The organism is Acinetobacter sp. AKBS16, assembly GCF_002899995.1.
GTDB classification, from domain to species: domain Bacteria; phylum Pseudomonadota; class Gammaproteobacteria; order Pseudomonadales; family Moraxellaceae; genus Acinetobacter; species Acinetobacter baumannii.
Genome location: NZ_POYH01000064.1, coordinates 25,966 through 46,165 on the forward strand (window position 1 = coordinate 25,966; position 20,200 = coordinate 46,165).

At 40.4% G+C, this 20,200-nt stretch carries 21 protein-coding genes; 8 read left to right on the top strand and 13 right to left on the bottom strand.

Annotated features, from left to right (window positions below):
- The 9 genes from rpsC to C1642_RS11465 form a co-directional block, all read right to left on the bottom strand.
- Positions 1–630: 30S ribosomal protein S3 (rpsC, locus tag C1642_RS11425; protein WP_228153844.1), on the bottom strand; the 630-nt coding region annotated here is incomplete at its 3' end.
- Between the two features lies 1 nt (position 631).
- Positions 632–961, bottom strand: a complete 330-nt coding sequence (rplV, locus tag C1642_RS11430) for a 50S ribosomal protein L22 (protein WP_001982638.1) — start codon at positions 959–961, stop codon at positions 632–634.
- An 11-nt stretch (positions 962–972) separates the two neighbouring features.
- A complete protein-coding gene (rpsS, locus tag C1642_RS11435) occupies positions 973–1,248 on the bottom strand; it encodes a 30S ribosomal protein S19 (protein WP_001138119.1) in 276 nt (91 codons plus the stop codon).
- A 13-nt stretch (positions 1,249–1,261) separates the two neighbouring features.
- Positions 1,262–2,086, bottom strand: coding sequence for a 50S ribosomal protein L2 (rplB, locus tag C1642_RS11440; RefSeq protein ID WP_001122317.1), 825 nt, complete (start codon positions 2,084–2,086; stop codon positions 1,262–1,264).
- Between the two features lie 11 nt (positions 2,087–2,097).
- Positions 2,098–2,418 (bottom strand): 50S ribosomal protein L23, encoded by a 321-nt coding sequence (gene rplW, locus C1642_RS11445; RefSeq protein WP_001058538.1) that lies wholly within the window; start codon positions 2,416–2,418, stop codon positions 2,098–2,100.
- A complete protein-coding gene (gene rplD / locus C1642_RS11450; RefSeq protein WP_001050255.1) occupies positions 2,415–3,017 on the bottom strand; it encodes a 50S ribosomal protein L4 in 603 nt (200 codons plus the stop codon). The genes rplW and rplD overlap by 4 nt, the downstream gene beginning before the upstream one ends.
- Positions 3,018–3,028: 11 nt before the next feature.
- Positions 3,029–3,667, bottom strand: a complete 639-nt coding sequence (gene rplC / locus C1642_RS11455; RefSeq protein WP_001982642.1) for a 50S ribosomal protein L3 — start codon at positions 3,665–3,667, stop codon at positions 3,029–3,031.
- Positions 3,668–3,724: 57 nt separating this feature from the next.
- On the bottom strand, positions 3,725–4,036 hold the full coding sequence (rpsJ, locus tag C1642_RS11460) for a 30S ribosomal protein S10 (protein WP_000070912.1): 312 nt from the start codon (positions 4,034–4,036) through the stop codon (positions 3,725–3,727).
- Between the two features lie 251 nt (positions 4,037–4,287).
- The gene (locus C1642_RS11465; RefSeq protein WP_000835293.1) at positions 4,288–5,016 is read right to left on the bottom strand and encodes a type 1 glutamine amidotransferase; all 729 of its coding nucleotides are present in this window, start codon (positions 5,014–5,016) and stop codon (positions 4,288–4,290) included.
- A gap of 167 nt (positions 5,017–5,183) precedes the next feature.
- Here C1642_RS11465 and C1642_RS11470 point away from each other — a divergent pair, with 167 nt between their 5' ends.
- The 6 genes from C1642_RS11470 to C1642_RS11495 all read left to right on the top strand — a co-directional run bounded on the left by C1642_RS11470 (position 5,184) and on the right by C1642_RS11495 (position 11,357).
- Positions 5,184–6,374, top strand: a complete 1,191-nt coding sequence (locus tag C1642_RS11470; RefSeq protein WP_032036179.1) for a PLP-dependent transferase — start codon at positions 5,184–5,186, stop codon at positions 6,372–6,374.
- Positions 6,375–6,417: 43 nt separating this feature from the next.
- Positions 6,418–7,965, top strand: a complete 1,548-nt coding sequence (locus tag C1642_RS11475) for a helicase HerA-like domain-containing protein (RefSeq protein ID WP_000537113.1) — start codon at positions 6,418–6,420, stop codon at positions 7,963–7,965.
- Positions 7,966–8,110: 145 nt separating this feature from the next.
- Positions 8,111–8,875: a globin domain-containing protein gene (locus tag C1642_RS11480; protein ID WP_000188888.1), complete on the top strand. Its 765-nt coding sequence runs from the start codon at positions 8,111–8,113 to the stop codon at positions 8,873–8,875.
- Positions 8,876–8,960: 85 nt separating this feature from the next.
- Positions 8,961–9,398 carry an RrF2 family transcriptional regulator gene (locus C1642_RS11485; RefSeq protein ID WP_001176606.1) on the top strand — a complete coding sequence of 146 codons (438 nt, stop codon included), beginning with the start codon at positions 8,961–8,963 and terminating at the stop codon, positions 9,396–9,398.
- Positions 9,399–9,506: 108 nt separating this feature from the next.
- The gene (gene yihA / locus C1642_RS11490; protein WP_103236355.1) at positions 9,507–10,283 is read left to right on the top strand and encodes a ribosome biogenesis GTP-binding protein YihA/YsxC; all 777 of its coding nucleotides are present in this window, start codon (positions 9,507–9,509) and stop codon (positions 10,281–10,283) included.
- Positions 10,284–10,406: 123 nt separating this feature from the next.
- Positions 10,407–11,357: a metal-dependent hydrolase gene (locus C1642_RS11495; RefSeq protein WP_016653507.1), complete on the top strand. Its 951-nt coding sequence runs from the start codon at positions 10,407–10,409 to the stop codon at positions 11,355–11,357.
- Positions 11,358–11,399: 42 nt separating this feature from the next.
- Here C1642_RS11495 and C1642_RS11500 read toward each other — a convergent pair whose 3' ends face one another.
- Together C1642_RS11500 and C1642_RS11505 are read right to left on the bottom strand one after the other, a co-directional pair.
- Positions 11,400–12,665: a dicarboxylate/amino acid:cation symporter gene (locus C1642_RS11500; protein ID WP_002000599.1), complete on the bottom strand. Its 1,266-nt coding sequence runs from the start codon at positions 12,663–12,665 to the stop codon at positions 11,400–11,402.
- Between the two features lie 106 nt (positions 12,666–12,771).
- Positions 12,772–13,644, bottom strand: a complete 873-nt coding sequence (locus tag C1642_RS11505; RefSeq protein WP_000993136.1) for an acyl-CoA thioesterase — start codon at positions 13,642–13,644, stop codon at positions 12,772–12,774.
- Between the two features lie 275 nt (positions 13,645–13,919).
- Here C1642_RS11505 and plsB point away from each other — a divergent pair, with 275 nt between their 5' ends.
- Positions 13,920–16,490, top strand: a complete 2,571-nt coding sequence (gene plsB / locus C1642_RS11510; RefSeq protein WP_000045410.1) for a glycerol-3-phosphate 1-O-acyltransferase PlsB — start codon at positions 13,920–13,922, stop codon at positions 16,488–16,490.
- A gap of 43 nt (positions 16,491–16,533) precedes the next feature.
- Here plsB and adeT2 read toward each other — a convergent pair whose 3' ends face one another.
- Positions 16,534–17,520, bottom strand: a complete 987-nt coding sequence (gene adeT2, locus C1642_RS11515; protein ID WP_000712907.1) for a putative multidrug efflux protein AdeT2 — start codon at positions 17,518–17,520, stop codon at positions 16,534–16,536.
- A gap of 79 nt (positions 17,521–17,599) precedes the next feature.
- Complete coding sequence (locus C1642_RS11520; RefSeq protein WP_000547774.1) at positions 17,600–18,415, bottom strand: NAD-dependent epimerase/dehydratase family protein; 816 nt, start codon at positions 18,413–18,415, stop codon at positions 17,600–17,602.
- 20 nt (positions 18,416–18,435) lie between these two features.
- On the opposite strand from C1642_RS11520, the gene recG reads away from it, so the two are divergent.
- The coding region (gene recG / locus C1642_RS11525; RefSeq protein ID WP_228153845.1) for an ATP-dependent DNA helicase RecG at positions 18,436–20,200 on the top strand (1,765 nt) is incomplete at its 3' end.

Consider the following 20,200-nt stretch of genomic DNA (forward strand, 5'->3'; position numbering starts at 1 on the left):
GCCACCTAAAATCTCACCACGGAAAATCCAAACTTTAACACCAATCGTACCGTAAGTAGTTTCAGCACGCATAGTTGCATAGTCGATGTCCGCACGAAGAGTGTGCAAAGGTACACGACCTTCACGATACCATTCTGTACGAGCGATCTCTGCACCACCTAAACGGCCAGAAACTTCAACTTTGATACCTTTAGCACCAGCACGCATAGTGTTTTGAACCGCACGCTTCATAGCACGACGGAACATTACACGTTTTTCTAATTGAGAAGCGATTGCTTCAGCAACTAAACGCGCGTCCAAGTCTGGGCGATCAATTTCGTTGATGCTTACTTGCGCTGGAACACCCATGATGTTGGTAAGTTCGCGCTGTAATTTTTCAATGTCTTCGCCTTTTTTACCGATTACGATACCAGGACGAGCTGTGCTAATTGTTACTTTAGCAGCACCTGATGGACGTTCGATAAGAATATTGCTAACCATCGCATTCTTAAGTTTTTTAGTTAAAAACTCACGAACTTGAAGATCTTTAAGCAAGTATTCAGCGTATTGTTTCGGATTCGCATACCAGTTAGCGTTATGACGTTTCACAACACCTAGGCGGATACCGATTGGATGAACCTTCTGACCCATATCAAACCCCTACCTTAACGGTGATGTGACAAGTACGCTTAGTAATACGATCTGCACGGCCTTTAGCACGTGGCATAATACGTTTAAGGCTCATGCCTTCGTCAACGTAAATCGTAGAAACTTTAAGGTCGTCAACATCTAAACTGTTATTGTGTTCAGCGTTTGCAATTGCAGATTCCAATGCTTTTTTAACTAAAACTGCAGCTTTTTTGTTGCTGAAGTTCAAGATGTTTAAAGCATGTGCAACAGACTTGCCACGGATTAAGTCCGCAACCAAACGTGCTTTTTGTGCCGAGATAGCGGCACCGCGTAATTTAGCAGTTACTTCCATCATGACACCTATTAACGTTTAGACTTCTTGTCAACACCGTGACCACGATAGGTACGAGTTGGCGCGAATTCACCGAGTTTATGACCAACCATATGCTCAGTAACAATTACTGGAACGTGGTTACGGCCATTGTGAACAGAAATTGTTAAACCAACAAAGTCTGGAAGGATCATCGAACGACGAGACCAAGTTTTGATCGGCTTGCGAGAGTTACTAGCAACAGCCGCTTCAACCTTAGCGAACAAGTGCGCATCGACGAATGGGCCTTTTTTCAGAGAACGAGGCATTAGTCAGATTCCTTTACTTGACGCGACGGTCGCGAATAATCATCTTAGTCGTACGCTTGTTGGTACGTGTCTTGTACCCTTTAGCTTTTTGACCCCATGGGCTTACAGGTTGAATACCTTTGTTACGCCCTTCACCACCACCGTGTGGGTGATCAATCGGGTTCATCGCCATACCACGTACGGTAGGACGAACACCACGCCAGCGTGCAGCACCAGCTTTACCTAATGAGCGAAGGTTGTTTTCTTGGTTAGAAACTTCACCAATTACAGCGCGGCATTCAACGTGTACTTTACGCATTTCGCCTGAACGAAGACGAATGATTGCGTAAGAACCATCACGACCCAACAATTGAACAGAAGCACCAGCAGAACGTGCTAATTGAGCACCTTTACCGATTTTAAGTTCAACGTTATGAAGTGTAGAACCGATTGGCATGTTACGAAGTGGTAAACAGTTACCTGGACGAATTGGAGCATCGTTACCAGATTGTACTTTATCACCAGCACGTAAGCCTTTAGGCGCAATGATATAACGACGCTCACCGTCAGCATATTTCAATAATGCAATATGCGCTGTACGGTTTGGATCGTATTCAATACGTTCTACAACAGCAGGTACGCCATCTTTGTTACGTTTGAAGTCAACGATACGGTAATGTTGCTTATGACCACCACCAACGTGACGAGTAGTAATGTGACCGTTGTTATTACGACCACCAGTACGTTTTTTTGCTTCTACCAACGGTGCATAAGGCGCGCCTTTGTGAAGATGGTCATGAACCACTTTCTCTACAAAGCGACGTCCTGGAGACGTTGGCTTACATTTTTGAATCGGCATAATTTTCGTCCTTATTCCGCTGCGCTTTCAGCGGTATCGCCCAAGTCAGCCATTTCAACATCTTGGCCGGCTTTCAGGGTGACGTATGCTTTTTTAACATCAGAACGACGTCCTAATGTACGACCAAAGCGCTTAGTCTTACCTTTAGTAATAGTTGTGTTAACTTTAACAACTTCTACACCAAAAAGTTTTTCAACTGCTTTTTTGATTTCAAGTTTAGTAGCGTTGATATCTACTTTAAATACTTGAACACCAGCAGTATCACCTAAAACTTGTGCCTTTTCTGAGAAGACTGGTCCTTTTAGGACTTGATAGATACGTTCGTTGTTCATCCGAGTTCTACCTCAATTTTCTTAGCAGCAGCTACAGACATCACAACTTTATCAAACGCGATCAAGCTTACAGGATCGATTGCAGTTGCATCTACCACATCAACGTGTGGAAGGTTGCGCGCTGCAAGATATAAGTTCTCATCTACAGCATCTGTAACGATCAAAGCACGAGCTGCATTTAAATCGTTAAGTTTTGCAAGCAATTCTTTAGTTTTTGGAGCAGCAACAGCGAACTCTTCAACTAAAACAAGGCGATCTTGGCGAACAAGTTCAGCTAAGATACATTGCATTGCACCGCGATACATTTTACGGTTTACTTTTTGAGACCAATCTTGTGGACGAGCAGCAAAAGTTTTACCACCACCAACCCAGATTGGGCTACGAATAGAACCCGCACGAGCGCGACCAGTACCTTTTTGACGGAATGGTTTTTTACCACCGCCAGAAACGTCTGCACGTGATTTGTGAGCACGAGTACCTTGACGACCACCTGCTAAGTAAGCAGTAACAACTTGGTGTACAAGAGCTTCGTTAAATTCACGTCCGAAAGCTACTTCAGACAATTCAACAGCAGAGCCGGAAACAGTTTTTAAATTCACGGTATTTCCCCTCAGGCCTTGATGGTAGGACGTACGATAACGTCACCGCCAGTTGCACCAGGAATTGCACCCTTAACAACCAAAACTGAACGCTCAGTGTCAACAGATACGATTTCAAGACCTTGTACTGTTACGCGTTCATCACCTAAGTGACCAGCCATTTTTTTGCCTTTGAACACGCGTCCAGGAGTTTGGTTTTGACCTGTAGAACCTAAAACACGGTGAGAAACAGAGTTACCGTGAGTAGCATCTTGGGTACGGAAATTCCAACGTTTAACACCACCTTGGAAACCTTTACCTTTTGATTGACCAGTTACGTCAACAATTTGACCAACTGTGAACAAATCAACGCCAATAGTACCGCCAACTTCACGGCCTTCAAGCTCAGCTTCAGTAACACGAAACTCTTTAACTAAACGACCAGCAGCAACACCCGCTTTAGCGAAGTGACCTTTTTGAGCGTTAGTTACGCGAGACTCGCGACGTTCACCAGTAGTTACTTGAACAGCTTGATAACCATCAGTTTCAAGTGTTTTGATTTGCGTAATGCGGTTTGGATCGACTTCGATGACTGTAACAGGTACAGAAACACCAGCATCTGTAAAGATGCGAGTCATACCACATTTGCGACCGACTAAACCAATAGCCATGTGCATAAACCTCTAAAAAAGCGGCCTAATTAACTAATCGTTAATTAACCGAAAGCCTTAACCCAAAGCGATCTGAACATCAACACCAGCTGCAAGATCTAACTTCATCAATGCATCAACAGTTTTATCTGTAGGTTGAACGATGTCGATCAAACGTTTGTAGGTGCGGATTTCGTACTGGTCACGCGCATCTTTGTTAACGTGCGGTGAAGTAAGAACGTTGAAGCGTTCGATGCGAGTAGGCATCGGAATTGGACCACACACTTGTGCGCCGGTACGCTTAGCGGTTTCTACGATCTCTTGAGCAGATTGATCAATCAGACGATGATCAAAAGACTTAAGACGGATACGAATTCTCTGGTTAGACATACCAGTAAACTCCAAGCCAAATATATAAAGAATCACCTTTGACGCATCTCACCTATCTGGTAAGTGTCAAAGGCAGTGATAATCACCAAGGTCGTGATCGATGCCACGACTGTAATGCACATTTACTACTTTCTTCGCAGTAAATGCCCTCTTCTTGAGGGTCGCTCATTATAACGATTGTTTAAGTCTTATGCAATTCTCTTTTTCTATTTTCTGCTCAATTCATCCTTTTTCTCGTCAACTCTATATTTTTATTGATTGACCACGAACTCTATTGCCCTGTTTAAAAGTTGATTGCCTTGTTCAAACTTTTGGATATCACAATGATGTAATTCATCTAAAGATTGAACATACTCACCTTTAAAAATAGAAAGCTCTTGTTCGTTCTCTAAAAGAAGATTTAATACCTTCGGTGTCATTTCTGGATGAAATTGAAAACCAAGAACATTTGAACCAATTTGGTACATCTGGTTACGACAAACTGAGTTCTCTGCTAAATGAATCGCACCTTTAGGAATCTCAAAAGTTTCACTATGCCACTGCATTACATTTATTTTTTCTGGTAATAAAAAGCTTTCTTTAGGTAAATTCGGCACCCTTTGTACGGTCGACCATCCCAATTCTTGATAACGGTTTCTACTAACGGCGGCTCCTAGTGCATTGGCAATAAGTTGGCCTCCGAGACAAAGTCCTATCGCAGGCTTTCCCGCCGCCAAATAACGACGTATCCATCTTTTTTCTATTTTTAACCATGGATAATTTGCCTCATCATTTACACTCATAGTTCCCCCCATAATAAGTAGCAAATCCACATCTTCAATATGTGGCAATGCTTCTATTTCCAAAGGGAGATCAACTGGAAGTGCAAAAAACTCTGTAGCTGTTATCGTTGCATGGTGTGCTTTTAAGAATGAATAGCAGCTTCCAAAACCTTCGCCAGCAATATGTTGAAAATAGTGAACACGTAAATGCGACTTCATGCGCTTAAACCTATTGTTGTTAGAATGTTGGTTTGATCTTTGCAAAAATAAAGCCAAGTTTTAGTGAATGTTACACTAGTAACGAAACATCTTAGAAATAATCAAAAATCTAGCAGTTAAGTAAGTTTTCTCTTAATCTAATCTCATTATGTAAAGTATAGCGCCCCATGAAAAAGCATAACAATTTCCAAACCCAACTCATTCATGCACCACGAAAAGCACCTCAATTTATTGAAACCGTGCAACCTCCCTTATTTCGTGCATCAACTATTATTTTTAAATCAACTTCGCACCTTTTTGACCGTCATTGGACCGATCCTTATGACTATAGTTATGGCACCCACGGTACGCCTACGACATTCACACTAGGCGACAATATTGCTCAAGTTGAGGGTGGTTTATACTGCCTACTTGCTCCAAGCGGGTTATCTGCGATTAATCTCGTAAATTCTGCTGTGCTAGCAACAGGTGATGAAGTTTGGGTGCCAGACAACATATATGGTCCGAATCTGGAACACCTAAACTACTTAAAAGATCAATATGGAATTAATGTTCAAGTTTATAACCCGATCGATGTCTCAAGTTTCCAGCCTTCTGATAAAACCAAGTTGCTATGGTTAGAAGCAGCAGGTTCTGTCACTCTTGAATTTCCAGATCTCAAAGCGCTAGTAAAAAAAGCAAAAGCACATGGCGTTTTAACTGCACTAGATAATACTTGGGGAGCTGGCCTCGCCTTTAATGCTTTTGATTTTTCCGATGAGCATTTATCAGTGGATTTAACCATTCATGCGCTTACCAAATATCCAAGTGGTGGTGGCGATATTTTAATGGGAAGTGTGGTAACTCGTGATGAGAAGTTACATCACCGTTTGTTCCGAATGCATGCCATTTTAGGGATTTCGGTATCTGGTGATGATACCGCCCAAATTCAACGCAGTCTTGCGCATATGTCATTAAGGTATGAGCAACAATCAAATAATGCTAAAACCCTACTGACATGGTTAAAAGAACAATCTCAGTTTGCACAAGTTCTACATCCAAGCGATAAAGCTGCACCTGGTCATCAATACTGGCAAGAAATTTGCTCAACAGGTAAAAGTGCAGGCTTAGTGAGTGTTGTATTCAAATCTGATTATGATATTTCAGCAGTACGCCGTTTTTGTGATGCTCTTAAGCTATTCAAACTTGGTTTTAGTTGGGGAGGACCTGTGAGTCTCGTCATGCTTTATGATTTAAAAATGATGAGAAAACTTGAAAATACACATTTACAACAAGGTTTGTTGGTTCGCTTCTGTATAGGGCTAGAAGATCCACAAGATTTAATTCAAGATATCGAAAATGCTCTGAAACAAATGTAAAACGACAACATCAATAGTGGCTCACACTAAGGGATAAAAATATATGGGTACACCGATTGTTATTGCAAAAAATATTAACGACACATCAAAAGAAATTGTTTTACTTTCCCAATTTGCCAACCGGCACGGCCTGATTGCAGGTGCGACCGGTACAGGTAAAACAGTCACCCTAAAGGTGCTCGCAGAGAGTTTTTCTCGAATCGGCGTTCCCGTCTTTCTTGCCGACGCAAAAGGTGATGTTTCAAGCCTCGCAAAAGCTGGTGAAGCTTCGGATAAATTTAATGAACGCTTAAAGCTTTTACAGATCGACAGTGTTCCATTTGCAGCCAATCCAGTTGTTTTCTGGGATTTATTTGGTCAGCAAGGCCACCCTATTCGAACCACTATTTCTGAAATTGGACCAATTTTATTAGCACGTATACTCAACTTAAATGACACCCAAGAAGGTGTTTTATCTGCCGTATTCCGTATTGCAGACGACCAAGGGTTACTTCTGGTCGACTTTAAAGATTTAAAAGCCATGATCACTTTTGTAAGTGAACATGCAGCTGAGTTTAAAGCCGAATATGGCAACCTATCTCCAGCCAGCTTAGGCGCTATTCAACGTAATCTCCTTGCTCTTGCCGACCAAGGTGGAGAACAGTTTTTCGGAGAGCCAGCTTTAAATATTCTGGACTTTATACAAACCGACGCAAATGGGCATGGTTATATCAATATTCTTGCGGCTGACAAGCTCATGAATACACCTAAGCTATATGCTACTTTCCTATTATGGATGCTTTCAGAATTATTTGAACAGCTTCCAGAAGTTGGTGATATGGATAAACCTAAACTCGTGTTTTTCTTTGATGAAGCTCACCTGTTATTCGACAATGCCAGTCAAGCTTTACAAGAAAAAATTGAACAGGTTGTACGTTTAATTCGTTCTAAAGGTGTGGGAATTTATTTTATTACCCAAAACCCGCTCGACTTACCAGAAAGTGTTTTAGGGCAACTCGGCAACCGTGTACAACATGCTTTACGTGCCTTTACTCCTAAAGATCAAAAAGCAGTAAAAACAGCAGCAGATACATTCCGCTCTAATCCCGATTTTAAAGTAGATGAAGCAATTACCGAGCTCGGTGTAGGTGAAGCACTGATTAGTTGCCTAGATGAGCAAGGTACACCTCAAATTGTAGAGCGTGGTTGGGTTATGCCTCCTTACTCTTCTTTTACGCCTATCACTCCAGAAGAGCGTCAGACCTTAATTTCGCAAAGTATTATTGCCGGGGTTTATGAACAAGCTGTAGATCGCGATAGTGCCTATGAAATGCTCCAAAACAAAGTGGCTGAACGGGAACAGCAAAAACAAGATGCAGAACTCGCAAAACAGCAAGCGAAAGAACAGGAAACTTTAGCGAAGCAACAAGCCAAAGAACAAGAGCGTCTAGCACGTGAACAGCAAAAAGAAGAGGAACGTGCGGCGCGTGAAAGAGCTAAACTTACTCAAGATATTGTAGGAACTTTTGCAAAAAGTGCTGCTCGCAGCTTAGGTGGTAGTACTGGCCAAAAATTAGTACGGGGGCTACTCGGCTCATTATTTGGAAAATAAAATTTATTTTTAAATCAGTATATTAATTTAAGGGATTTTATATCCCTTAAATTTTTTAAGGTTTTTATTAAAAAGCTATTGCTACAACTATTTTAAAGATGTATTTTAAATACATCTTATATAGCCAGATAATTAAGGTCTAGCCATGACTCCACAACAAATTGAACTCGTTAAATCTACTGTACCTGTATTGCGTGAACATGGTGTTACTCTAACTACATACTTTTATAAGCGTATGTTGAATAACAACCCAGAACTAAAAAATGTTTTTAATCTTGATGATCAGACCAGCCTGCGCCAACCTCGTGCTCTTGCAGCAGCTGTACTCGCGTATGCTGAAAATATTGAGAATCCTACGGTGCTTGCCAAAGCGGTTGAACGCATTACCACTAAGCATGTCAGTTTAGATATTCAGCCAGATCAATATGCAATTGTGGGCGACAACTTGCTTCATTCAATTAGTGAAGTTTTAAATGTTCCATTTGAATCAGAACTCATTGAAGCGTGGAAACAAGCTTACTTACAGTTGGCAGATATCTTAATTGGTGTTGAAAAACAAAAATATGAACAACTTGAAAGCTTGAAAGGTGGATGGGCTGGCTGGCGTTCATTTGAAATTACGCAAATTGACCCACTTGAGTCTGGCAAACGCTTTACTTTAAAGGCAACTGATCATGAAGATGTACTCACCAGCCCAGCAAATGCTTTTATTTCTGTAAAAGTTCAAGTACCTAACCAACAGCTTGAACAACCAAAAGCATTTAAGTTCACAGAGGCTCAAGAGGACAATACTTATCATTTTGATGTTCAACCAGAAGAAGACCATACAGAGTTCTCTGTTTCAAACATTTTGCTTGAGCACTATAGAGTTGGTGATCAAGTACAAGTTTCAGCTCCTTTAACGCTGTAACTTAAAAAGCTCTAGCCTGAAAGTTTTATTCTTTAGACTTTCAGGCTAAGATGATCAACCTCCTAACCTCTAGTTTTTGGTGATCATGCAACTTAATAAATTTACCGATTATGCTTTGCGAATATTAATGTATGTCGCTCGTCCAAGTGATGCGCCGTACACGATTGCAGAAATCGCTCAAGATTTATATGTTTCGCAAAATCATCTTGTGAAGGTTGTCCATTTTATGGGTAAACAAGAGTGGATTATTACCATTCGCGGCAAAGGTGGTGGAATTCGATTAAATCCAAAAGCTTTAGATTTAAAACTTGGAACAATTGTCCGAATTTTACAAGGTGACCACCAAATTGTTGAATGCAATACACCGCCTTGTGTTTTACGCTCCCATTGCGGTTTGAAAGGTATTCTTGATCAAGCTTTGGAAAGCTTTTATCAAAGTTTAGATCAATATACGTTAGGTGAAGTTTTACAACAGCCAAAATCCGCTTCAGATCATTCCCCTATCGCCTTTTTACAACTCTAGAGCCCGTAATTCTATTTATCTTTTTAAGCAAGCTTACTGAAAATTAGCAAGAATAACCAAGCTCCTTTATACTAGGCGCGAGCCCTCTCATTTAAAAAGTTATTTTTTATGCGTCGTAGTGAAAAATCGAAAGACACCAAAGCCAGACTCGCACCCAAGCAAAAGATCAGTTATGAAAAGAAACCGGATCCAGCGATTACAGCCTATGCTGTGCAATCTCTAAACTGGTTACGCCAAGCTGAATTTTTAATGAGTGCTCCGAAATTGGCACTATGTGTTGAAGATAGTGGCTACGAGATTGCGTTTGCCGGACGTTCAAATGCAGGAAAATCTAGCGCAATTAATGCATTAACAAACCAGAAACAGCTTGCACGTGCCTCCAAAAAACCTGGGCGTACGCAAATGATTAACTTTTTCAGCCTAGGTAATCCAGATCAACGCTTAGTTGACCTTCCTGGTTATGGTTATGCAGCCGTACCAGAAGAAATGAAACGTGTATGGCAAAAAGAATTAGAAAACTATCTAATCCATCGTAAAAGCTTACAAGGTTTGGTTTTACTCATGGATATTCGCCACCCTTTACAGCACTTTGACATGATGATGCTAGAGTGGGCTTATTCACGCCATTTATTTGTTCATATTCTTTTAACCAAAGCAGACAAACTGAACCGCGGTCCAGCGAACAAAGTCTTGCTCGAAGTTAAACAGCAACTGAAAAAAATGAAGCTTGATTTCTCGATTCAGCTTTTTTCTTCATTAAACAAACTAGGTTTAGAAGAGCTAGCAAGTGTGATGGCTGGACGTCTACATTTTACGCTTGAACAACAGCCAGAATTTGACGTTGATGCAATCCCAGAAGTAAGCGATGAGGATGCAGAAGAGTAAATCGTCAAAACAGATACAATTTCTTCATTAAATTTATATTCAATTGGCCCCTATTGCTAAACACAAATGTAGGGGCTTTTTTTATACTCATCATAACTTCATCGAGTTAAAAATCAGGACTAAATGATGAAATTGCTATCTTTTTTGAAGAATAAGGCTTTAGGTTCTTCTATTGATTATAAAATTCTTCCACGCAAGGTAAAATTTGACTGGAAAGATACCCCTGTAGACTGGATTCCAAACCAACCGTTTGCAAGTTATTTTATTAATGAAATTAACAATATCTTGCCTGCTGGAGAGTTCTGGTTTTGCCGGCTCTATAACAAGGTTTTACCTCGTATTACTGATGAAAAACTTAAACAGGATGTACAAGCATTTATTCGCCAAGAAGCAATGCATGCAAACGCACACACTTCTGCCAATAAAGAATATTTAAGTGCACGCAATATTGATATCCAGAGAAATCTGGACATTATGAATTATCTATTTACCACTGCTTTGGCAGATAAGCCTTTTGACAAAGAAGTTCCGCAATTCCTGCAAGAGCAATGGGATTTATTTCGTTTAGGTGTTATCGCGACAGTTGAGCACATGACATGTGTCCTAGGTAAATATGCGCTTTATAACAAACGTTGGGAAGAGTTAGGCGCAGATCCAGAAATGGTAGACCTGGTAAAATGGCATGGTTCAGAAGAAATTGAACACCGCACGGTTGCTTTCGATTTATATCGCCATTTAGGAGGCGGTTATATCCCGCGCTATTATTTAAGTCTTGCAGTAATTGTGCTTGTGTTAGGACTATGGGTAGACGGCGCTGCACATATTATGAAGCAAGATCCACGTTTTGCTGATGCTGCCAAATCTAGATTTTTCCCAGCTTGGGTTGCTCTAGAATGGTATAAAATTAGCCGAAAAGATAATCAAGTTTTACCAAACCCAATCTGGCTTATTGCTCAGCAAATTGACTACCTCATGCCGTGGTATGATCCAGTTAAAGAAGGTAGCACTGAAGATGCGGTAAGTTATTTATCGCAGTCGCCAGCAGCCAAAAGAGCTGAATTACAAGCAGCTTAAAATAAAAAAGCAGGATATAAATCCTGCTTTTTTATTTAGAGATTAGATACTGATATCTTTATCTTTGGTATATCGATCTACTACCACACTAATCATCATATCTCCCTGCACATTTACAACCGTTCTTACCGTATCGAGTAAACGATCGATTGGAAGTAAAATCGCAATTGCTTCGGCAGGTAAACCCACAGACTGTAATACCATAATCATGGTAACCATACCCGCACTTGGAATTCCTGGTGCTCCAAGTGATGCGATCATTGCGGTTAGGCACACTACAATTTGTTGTGTCAGGTTTAAGTCTAGTCCAACTAGATTTGCCACAAAGAGCGCGGCAGCAGCTTCATATAAAGCTGTACCATCCATGTTGAGCTGTGTACCCAATGGAATCACAAAACCTGCAGTTTGAGGACGAACACCTAAGTTTTCCTGTGCGCATTTCATACTCAGCGGCATAGTGGCAGAGCTAGAGCTCGTTGCAAATGCGGTAATTAAAGCTGTACGTGTGCCTTTGAAGAAAGTCCAAGGGCTCATACGACCAAAAATCCAAAGCAGTAGCGGTAAAACAACAGCACCATGAAAAATAGTAGTACCTGTTACCACAGCAGCAAACTCCGCCAATCGGCTTAATACTGAAATGTCTTCGGTAGCCATTAATTTAGCGAGTAAGGCAAAAATACCTAACGGCGCCAATTTCATTACCCAACCTACTAGCATCATCATCATTTCAAAAAACTGATGACTCAATACCCGAATACTTTTAAAACGTTCGCCACCATGAACTAAAGCAACACCCACAAATAGAGCAAACACGACGACAGCTAAAACATTCCCGTCACTAAAAGCTTTAAATGGGTTAATTAAAGTATTTTGAATAAAATTAGTGAAGAAAGTTGCCGGGTTTAAACTATCTGGTGTTTGATAGCTTTGCATAGATGCCTGAAAAATTGAAATATCTACACCTCGCCCGACCTCAAACAAATGAGCACAGCTAATACCTAAAATTAAGGCCAAGGTGGTGGTGGTGATACAACACAAGAATGTAATTTTCCAAACTGGGCCTAATTGTCCACCTGCCTGCAAATTTGAAACTCCAACCACAATGGAGCTAAAAATTAATGGCACCAACAACATTTTAAGTAGCCCAATAAAAACACTACTTAATATGCCTAATCCATATAAACTGTGCTTTACAAAAGCAGTGTCCGGATACATGGTAAGTAGGAAGCCAAAGGCTAAACCTAAAATGGCAGCAATCAGAATTTGTGTATTTAAGTTCATATCAACATTATTTTTTTCAGTAGGCAATCCTTTTGTAAATATGACATGAGCTTGCTTTTCATTCGAGCAATTTTTTGTCACATCGTTTCAATTAAAAATAAAAAAGCCATCTTTTCAGATGGCTCATCGTTATTTATTGAGTTTCAATTTCCCGTAAACGCATCAAACCCTCTTGCACCGTACTACATACGAGTTGGCCATTTTGCCACATACGGCCAAAGTTTAAACCGCGAGAAGCCGCACTAACTGTAGCTTCCATATCATAGAGCATCCATTCATCAGCACGAAGTGGGCGATGGAAATAAATCGCATGATCAATACTGGCACATTGCAAACTTGGAGAAATATAACTTAAGCCATGTGGTCTTAAAGCTGTTGTCATCAAAGTAAAGTCTGAGTAAAACGCTACAATTGCTTGATGCAATGAAATATCATCTAGCTGTTTTGGAATACGGTCATGGGTACGGATATAGTGCGCATTAAAAGGCGCTTCCGGTTGTGGTTGAAATGGATTGACTGGATCAATCGGACGGATTTCAACATGACGCTCACGCATAAAACTTGCACGAACATTTTCCGGTACAAAATTCAGGATACCTTCTTTCAGCTCACTTTCCGATTTTAGCGCTTCAGGAGCTGGGTAATCTGGTTCTGGATGCTGATAGTTCAAGCCTTCTTCAGGGTTAGCAAAAGACACCATTGCCGAGAAAATAACTCGTCCATGCTGAATTGCCCGAACTTGACGGCTGACAAAGCTTTTGCCATCACGCAAACGGTCTACTTCATAGATGATTGGAGCATTAATATCACCACCATATAAAAAGTAGGCATGCAGAGAATGCGCAGGACGATCAGTTGTGTAAGAAGCAGCACGTAATGCTTGACCGAGAACCTGACCTCCAAAAACACGTTTACCGACCAAATTACGGCTAATTCCACGGTAAATATTTTCTTCAAGCTTTTCTAAAGTGAGCAGCTCAACCAGTTCTTGGGTTAACGCATTCATGAGAGATACCTTCATATTGCAGGCAAAATTGGTATTAAAGGACAGATGTGTAGAATCTATTGTGCCATAAAAAACTATTTGTACATGGAACAATCAGTCAACTTCTGACAAACATTGCCTTTAAAACAGCTAAAAATACGATTTTTAACGATAAAAAATGCCAAAAGAATTATAATTTATCAGAAAATAGCATATTGTTTTTTTTAATAAATACCGCAAAATATTTACCCTCTGCCTTTGGTGCCGGGATTTGTCTTTAAGAAGTAGGAGTTCTTATGTCCAAGAGTGGGTTTGGTCAAATGTATCGTCGGCTTTCGAGTAAACTACTTGACCTCGTGGTAACACCACATGTTCTTGGGGAAGTTCCTACTGAACCAGTATCAACAACAGAAACAGAAGCGAAGACCGAGCGCCAAAAAGTAGTGTGCTATGTCTTGCAAAATCATTCTCGCAGTAATGCTTTAGTGGTGGATGGAGAAACTCGTCGCTTAAATTTAAAGCCAGCGCTAGATCCATTAGTCATCGGTACTCATCAGGAAAAAGCTTCAGTTTTATTTTTACAACACAATGATGAAAATAACCTACTGAATCCCCCTCCTCATGCTTTTCCGCCACGTTTGATTAAACTAATCGAAGTTTTACAAGCAAATCCTGAACTCGACATAGAACTGGTTCCGGTAACCGTTTTATGGGGTCGTTCTCCAGATAAAGAAGACTCTTGGTTTAAGTTGTTATTCTCAGATACATGGGCAACACCAAGTACAGTTAAACAGCTTGTAAATATTGGTTTGCATGGTCGCCAATCTTATTTGGAATTCCATGAACCCCAGTCTTTACGTGACCTCGTTGAATATGCTCAGAAGCATTATCCGAACCTTTCGCCAGCAACTTATATTGTTAGCACTTTAAATGACTACCTTGATCGCCAACGTGAAGTTGTTTTAGGCCCTGACTTATCAGACCGCCGCAATGTCATGCAGTCGGTATTAAAGTCTCGTGATGTTCAAGAAGCCATTCGACGCGAAAGTATTCGCGGTAAAATCAGCATGCTTGAAGCAGAGCGTCGTGCGATTGGTTATGTGAATGAAATCGTATCTGATTATTCTCACTCAGCAGTACGTTTTGCAGATTTGGCGTTAACACGTCTATGGACTCAGCTTTATGACGGCGTAGAAGTTCATAACTTCAGTACTGTCCGAGAGCTTGCAAAAGACTATGAAATTGTTTACACACCATGTCACCGTAGCCACATTGACTACTTACTACTGTCTTATGTGATTTATAAACGTGGCTTGATGGTTCCGTATATTGCTGCAGGCGACAACCTAAACTTACCTTTCGTTGGTCAGCTTTTACGTGGTGGCGGTGCCTTCTTTATTCGCCGCTCTTTCCGTGGCAATGGTCTTTATACTTCTGTATTTAAAGAATATTTATATAGTATTCTTTCTCGAAACACACCACTTGAATACTTTATTGAAGGTGGACGCTCGCGTACAGGCCGCTTATTACCACCGAAAACCGGCATGCTCGCAATGACAGTCCATAGTCATTTACGTGGCCGTGCCAAGCCGATTGTATTTGTGCCAACTTACATTGGTTATGAGCGCCTTATGGAAGGTTCAACCTATGTAGGCGAAATGCAAGGTAAGCCAAAAGAAGCCGAATCTATTTTTGGTATTTTAAAAACACTCCGAAAAATTGAACGTATTTTCGGTAAAGTACACGTTAACTTTGGTGAACCTGTTTTTCTAGATGACTTGCTTAAACAGCATAATGCTGAGAACGTTTATATTGAAAAGAACGATGACCCAGTGCCACCTGCTGTTTCAGAAGCAGTAAACAGTTCTGCAAATGCGATTTTAGAAAATATTAACCGTGCGGTAGTGATTAACCCGGTTTCTTTACTTTCAATTATTTTGCTTGCAACACCAAAGCATACGCTTGATGAAGAAATCTGTATTAAGCAGCTTGAAGCTTACCGCAATTTAGCATCAAATTTCCCTTACGATCAGCGTACAGAAGTGACGCCGCTCTCTGGTAAGGAAATTATTGCTTATGGCTTAAAGCTTAAATTGATTAAGCGTGTACAGCATGCCCTTGGTGACATTATTGCGATTGAAGATAACCAAGCAGTTCTCCTCACCTATTTCCGTAATAACATTTTGCATGCATTCGTTTTACCTTCATTGATTGCATCTCTTGTTGAACATAACGGGAAAATTAGCCGTGCTGATTTAAGCAATGTCATCTATACGCTTTATCCATTCTTAAAAGCCGAACTATTCCTTAAATGGAAAAGTAGCGAACTTAAAGAACAGATTGAGCAATATGCAGATGCATTGGTTCAATCAAATCTTATTCAACAAGATGACGAAGGCAATTTAATTAGCTCTGCACCAAATACTGAAGAGCATAATCAGCTTGTTGTATTAGCAACACCTGTTAAACAAAGCCTTGAACGTTATTACATGACTTTAGCTTTAATCACTCAGCGTGGTTCAGGCAATATTTCAGCAAAACAAGTTGAAGAATTAAGTCATTTATTAGGGCAACGTTTATCAGTTCTTTATGAGTTTAACTCTCCTGAATTCTTTGACAAAGCATTGTTCCAAAGCTTTATCAAAGTTTTAACTCAACAAAACTACATTCGAACGAATGACCAAGGCCAAATCGAGTTTGATGATAATTTCCGTCAAATGGCAGCAGGCGCACAGTTGGTGCTTGATGAAGTGACATTACAAATGTTGCAACACATCACGACCTTTACTGATGAAGAGTTAAAAGAAGCTCTTGAAGCAATGGCTTCTCAGCAAGCTAAACGCCGTTTAAAACGTAAAAAAGCTTAAAGTCTTCATGCAAAATAAAAGGCAACTTAAGTTGCCTTTTATTTTATCTACTCATTGGACATTCAAAGTAACGCGGATCATCAATACAACGTAAGCGTTTCATTAGCTCCACAAAGTAGGCATCGTAATAACCGGAGCGAACATATTGATTGCGTATTTTTGCCACCATAATGTCATAGCTCTGCTTTTCGTAAAAAGAAACGTCAACCCAATAATAGGCTGGTAAATGGTTTTCCCATTGTATAGCTCGATTTGTTAATAATTGACTATTTTGGACAAACCAAGCCCGAATTTTTCGTCCAAAATTGGCTGGATAAGCTTGTGGTTTAATAATTATATTTACCCCGAAATACGCCAAAGGAAAATTAATCACCTGAGTATCTGGCCCAAAATCTTTCTGTAGGTTATAAGGCAAAAGACCATAAACAGGCGCTGGCATAATATCGATTTTATTTTGTTGAAACTGCGCAATCGCATTCGATAAATCAACATATACTGGCTGCGCACCTACACTTCTCACCAAAGCTTGTTGTGGCGGGTTATTGGCCAGAACTCCAATTCGTTGACCTCTAAGCTGTGCCACTTTTGATATTTTTTTGGTTTTCATGACCATATTTGCAGTACCAACCGGAATCATGCCGACTGCTTCATAGTCTTTATTAATTAATCTTTTCTCAATTGTAGGGTGATTTAAAAGCTGCAATAGATTTCGTGCAGTCCGGTTATTGGGTATAAGACCAATACCTGAGGTACTGCCCATAAAATGATTATACTGATAAGTATTAAAGTTACTGGCTGCTAAGCCTGAGCATTTACCCTCATCAAAGGCTTGAATGGCTTGCTGCTCTTTTTGATAACTAACGACTTTGAATTTGACTTGATATTGCTGAGCATATAGACGAATGTCATTTAGTCGGCGCGTAATATCCCCTTGGGTACCCGCTGGATCATATGCACACCACACCTGATCCCCAGCCCAACTCGTAACTGACGTTACACTCAAAAAGAGAGCTAAACAAAATTTTTTCACTTTTAACCTTTTTATCTTTATCGGCAATTTAACTGCCTCATCAGGTATTTCTGTTGTTATTTAAAGTTTAGTCTAAATTTTAATTTGTACCATGAGCATTTAAACATAATAAATAGTCATTAAAGCAAATTGGATGCTCAAGTTGAAAACCCGTCTCAAACAGATGTTTCGCATAAATTTTTTTGCCTGACACATGAGCTGAATCTAAGGTAAGCAGCGGTAAATCTAACTGACTTTGAAACCACAGTAAGACTTCATGCAAAGGTACAGGTGCATTATTAGCAACAAGATAGCTTTTATGGGGTTTTTCAAAATCAGCTAAAAATGCCAAAAACCTTGCTAAATCATCAATATGAATACGGTTACTATAGTGAATATTTGGATAGGTTTGCGTGTGCTCAGCCATTCGTTTTAGACGATCAATAGAAGCCCCATAAATCCCTGTAGGACGCACAATCACGCACTGTGACGGAAAATACTTTTGCCATAGCAATTCCATATTGTGCAAGATATGCCCTTGGGCATCATTTGGGTGAATCTCACTATGGTCATCAATTGTTTCACCAGAATTTTCACCATATACCCGCGTAGATGACACCACAATTAATCTTTTAACCGGATGCGATTTTAAAGCCTGACGAATAGGCTCAATACTATCCACATAAGTATGCTGATAACCTTCAACAGTACTATCGTCTGGAGAAAGTAAAATATACACTACATCTACAGGTGCAATTTCGCTTAAATCGAGCGTAAAAATATCCTGTACGAGATGTGTCCCATAAGGATCTGTCTTTTCACTACGGCTAATTGTGGTAATTTGATGTCCTTTCTCAAATAGTTGTTTAGCAACACGCTGAGATGTTTTACCATAACCGATAAATAATATATGCATAGAGAACTCGTTGAGGGGACATGACTTCAGTCCATCAGTTACAAGGCGTTGGATCGGCTTCAGCAGCCCTACTCGAAAAACTAAATATTTTTACCACAGATGATTTGCTGTTTCATCTGCCCCGTGATTATGAAGATCGCAGTACCATTATTCCTATGAATCAATTGGTGGTTGGTCGTAGTTATTTACTCGAGGGTGAAGTCAAATCTGTTGATTTCCCTCCAGGTAAACGTAAATCTATGGCCGCATTAATACAAGATGAATTTGGTAAGGTGACTTTACGCTTTTATCATATTTATAAAAATTTAACTGACAAAATAAAACCTGGTAACCGTTTACGTATTTTTGGTGAAGTTCGTGTAGGTGCACGAGGACTTGAGCTTTATCATCCAGAAATTCAACTTATTAATGAACATACCCCCCTTCCAAAAACGCAGCTCACAGCAATTTATCCAAGTACCGATGGACTAACACAAGCTAAATTACGCGAATATGTTAAACAAGCGTTGAAGCATCATAGTGATGCCTTACCCGAGTTACTCCCTAAACAATATACAAATGGGTATGCACTCAAAGAAGCTTTACATTACATTCATGAGCCGCCAGTTGATGCCAATATGATCCAACTGGCTCAAGGCTCTCATCCTGCGCAGCAACGTCTTATTTTTGAAGAGCTGGTCGCACATCAAATTAGTCTTCTCACTCGACGTGCTTATATTCGCCAAATTGCTTCTCCTGCTTTTCCGAGTAGTAAGGTGCTTGCAAAAAAACTGCTAGAAGCTTTACCTTTTCAAATGACCAATGCGCAAAAACGTGTATCAAAAGAAATTTTAAGCGACTTAAAACAACATCAACCTATGCTGCGTTTGGTACAAGGTGATGTAGGGGCTGGAAAAACTTTAGTTGCAGCGGTTGCAGCATGTCATGCATTGGAAGCAGATTGGCAAGTTGCGTTAATGGCACCCACCGAAATTTTAGCAGAGCAGCATTATTTAAATTTTAAACGCTGGTTTGAACCTTTAGGTATTACGGTAGCTTGGTTGTCGGGTAAACAAAAAGGGAAAGCGCGGGCACATGCTGAGCGACAAATTAAAGAAGGCCATGCTGAACTGATTGTGGGTACTCATGCCTTATTTCAAGATAACGTTGAGTTTGCAAAACTAGGACTCGTGATTATTGATGAACAGCACCGATTCGGGGTCGATCAACGATTAGCCTTACGCAATAAAGGCGCCGAACAGCTCACCCCACATCAACTGGTCATGACTGCAACACCAATTCCTAGAACACTGGCAATGAGTGCTTATGGCGATTTAGATACATCGATTATTGATGAATTACCCCCAGGCCGAACTCCAATTCAGACCGTCACGATTCCGCTAGATCGTCGTGAAGAAGTACTGCATCGAATTGCTTCCAACTGCCGAGAAGGTAAACAAGCCTACTGGGTATGTACTCTGGTTGAACAGTCCGAAACTTTAGATGCTCAAGCTGCCGAAGCCACCTATCAAGAAATGAAAGAGCGCTTTCCTGAACTTAATATTGGTTTGGTTCATGGCAAAATGAAAGCCGATGAAAAACAGGCTGTCATGCAAGCATTTAAAAATAATGAACTACAACTGCTAATTGCCACAACTGTTATTGAGGTTGGAGTAGATGTACCCAATGCGTCAATTATGGTCATTGAAAATGCTGAACGATTAGGGCTTTCACAGCTACACCAATTACGAGGGCGTGTAGGACGAGGTGCAAAAGCCAGTTTTTGTGTTCTTCTCTATAAACCAC

Excerpts from the sequence above, each read along its gene's own strand:
- rplV (WP_001982638.1), bottom strand. The coding sequence starts at position 961 with ATGGAAGTAACTGCTAAATTACGCGGTGCCGCTATCTCGGCACAAAAA.
- rpsS (WP_001138119.1), bottom strand. The coding sequence starts at position 1,248 with ATGCCTCGTTCTCTGAAAAAAGGCCCATTCGTCGATGCGCACTTGTTC.
- rplB (WP_001122317.1), bottom strand. The coding sequence starts at position 2,086 with ATGCCGATTCAAAAATGTAAGCCAACGTCTCCAGGACGTCGCTTTGTA.
- rplW (WP_001058538.1), bottom strand. The coding sequence starts at position 2,418 with ATGAACAACGAACGTATCTATCAAGTCCTAAAAGGACCAGTCTTCTCA.
- rplC (WP_001982642.1), bottom strand. The coding sequence starts at position 3,667 with ATGGCTATTGGTTTAGTCGGTCGCAAATGTGGTATGACTCGCATCTTT.
- rpsJ (WP_000070912.1), bottom strand. The coding sequence starts at position 4,036 with ATGTCTAACCAGAGAATTCGTATCCGTCTTAAGTCTTTTGATCATCGT.
- C1642_RS11465 (WP_000835293.1), bottom strand. The coding sequence starts at position 5,016 with ATGAAGTCGCATTTACGTGTTCACTATTTTCAACATATTGCTGGCGAA.
- C1642_RS11470 (WP_032036179.1), top strand. The coding sequence starts at position 5,184 with ATGAAAAAGCATAACAATTTCCAAACCCAACTCATTCATGCACCACGA.
- C1642_RS11475 (WP_000537113.1), top strand. The coding sequence starts at position 6,418 with ATGGGTACACCGATTGTTATTGCAAAAAATATTAACGACACATCAAAA.
- C1642_RS11480 (WP_000188888.1), top strand. The coding sequence starts at position 8,111 with ATGACTCCACAACAAATTGAACTCGTTAAATCTACTGTACCTGTATTG.
- C1642_RS11485 (WP_001176606.1), top strand. The coding sequence starts at position 8,961 with ATGCAACTTAATAAATTTACCGATTATGCTTTGCGAATATTAATGTAT.
- yihA (WP_103236355.1), top strand. The coding sequence starts at position 9,507 with ATGCGTCGTAGTGAAAAATCGAAAGACACCAAAGCCAGACTCGCACCC.
- C1642_RS11495 (WP_016653507.1), top strand. The coding sequence starts at position 10,407 with ATGATGAAATTGCTATCTTTTTTGAAGAATAAGGCTTTAGGTTCTTCT.
- C1642_RS11505 (WP_000993136.1), bottom strand. The coding sequence starts at position 13,644 with ATGAATGCGTTAACCCAAGAACTGGTTGAGCTGCTCACTTTAGAAAAG.
- plsB (WP_000045410.1), top strand. The coding sequence starts at position 13,920 with ATGTCCAAGAGTGGGTTTGGTCAAATGTATCGTCGGCTTTCGAGTAAA.
- C1642_RS11520 (WP_000547774.1), bottom strand. The coding sequence starts at position 18,415 with ATGCATATATTATTTATCGGTTATGGTAAAACATCTCAGCGTGTTGCT.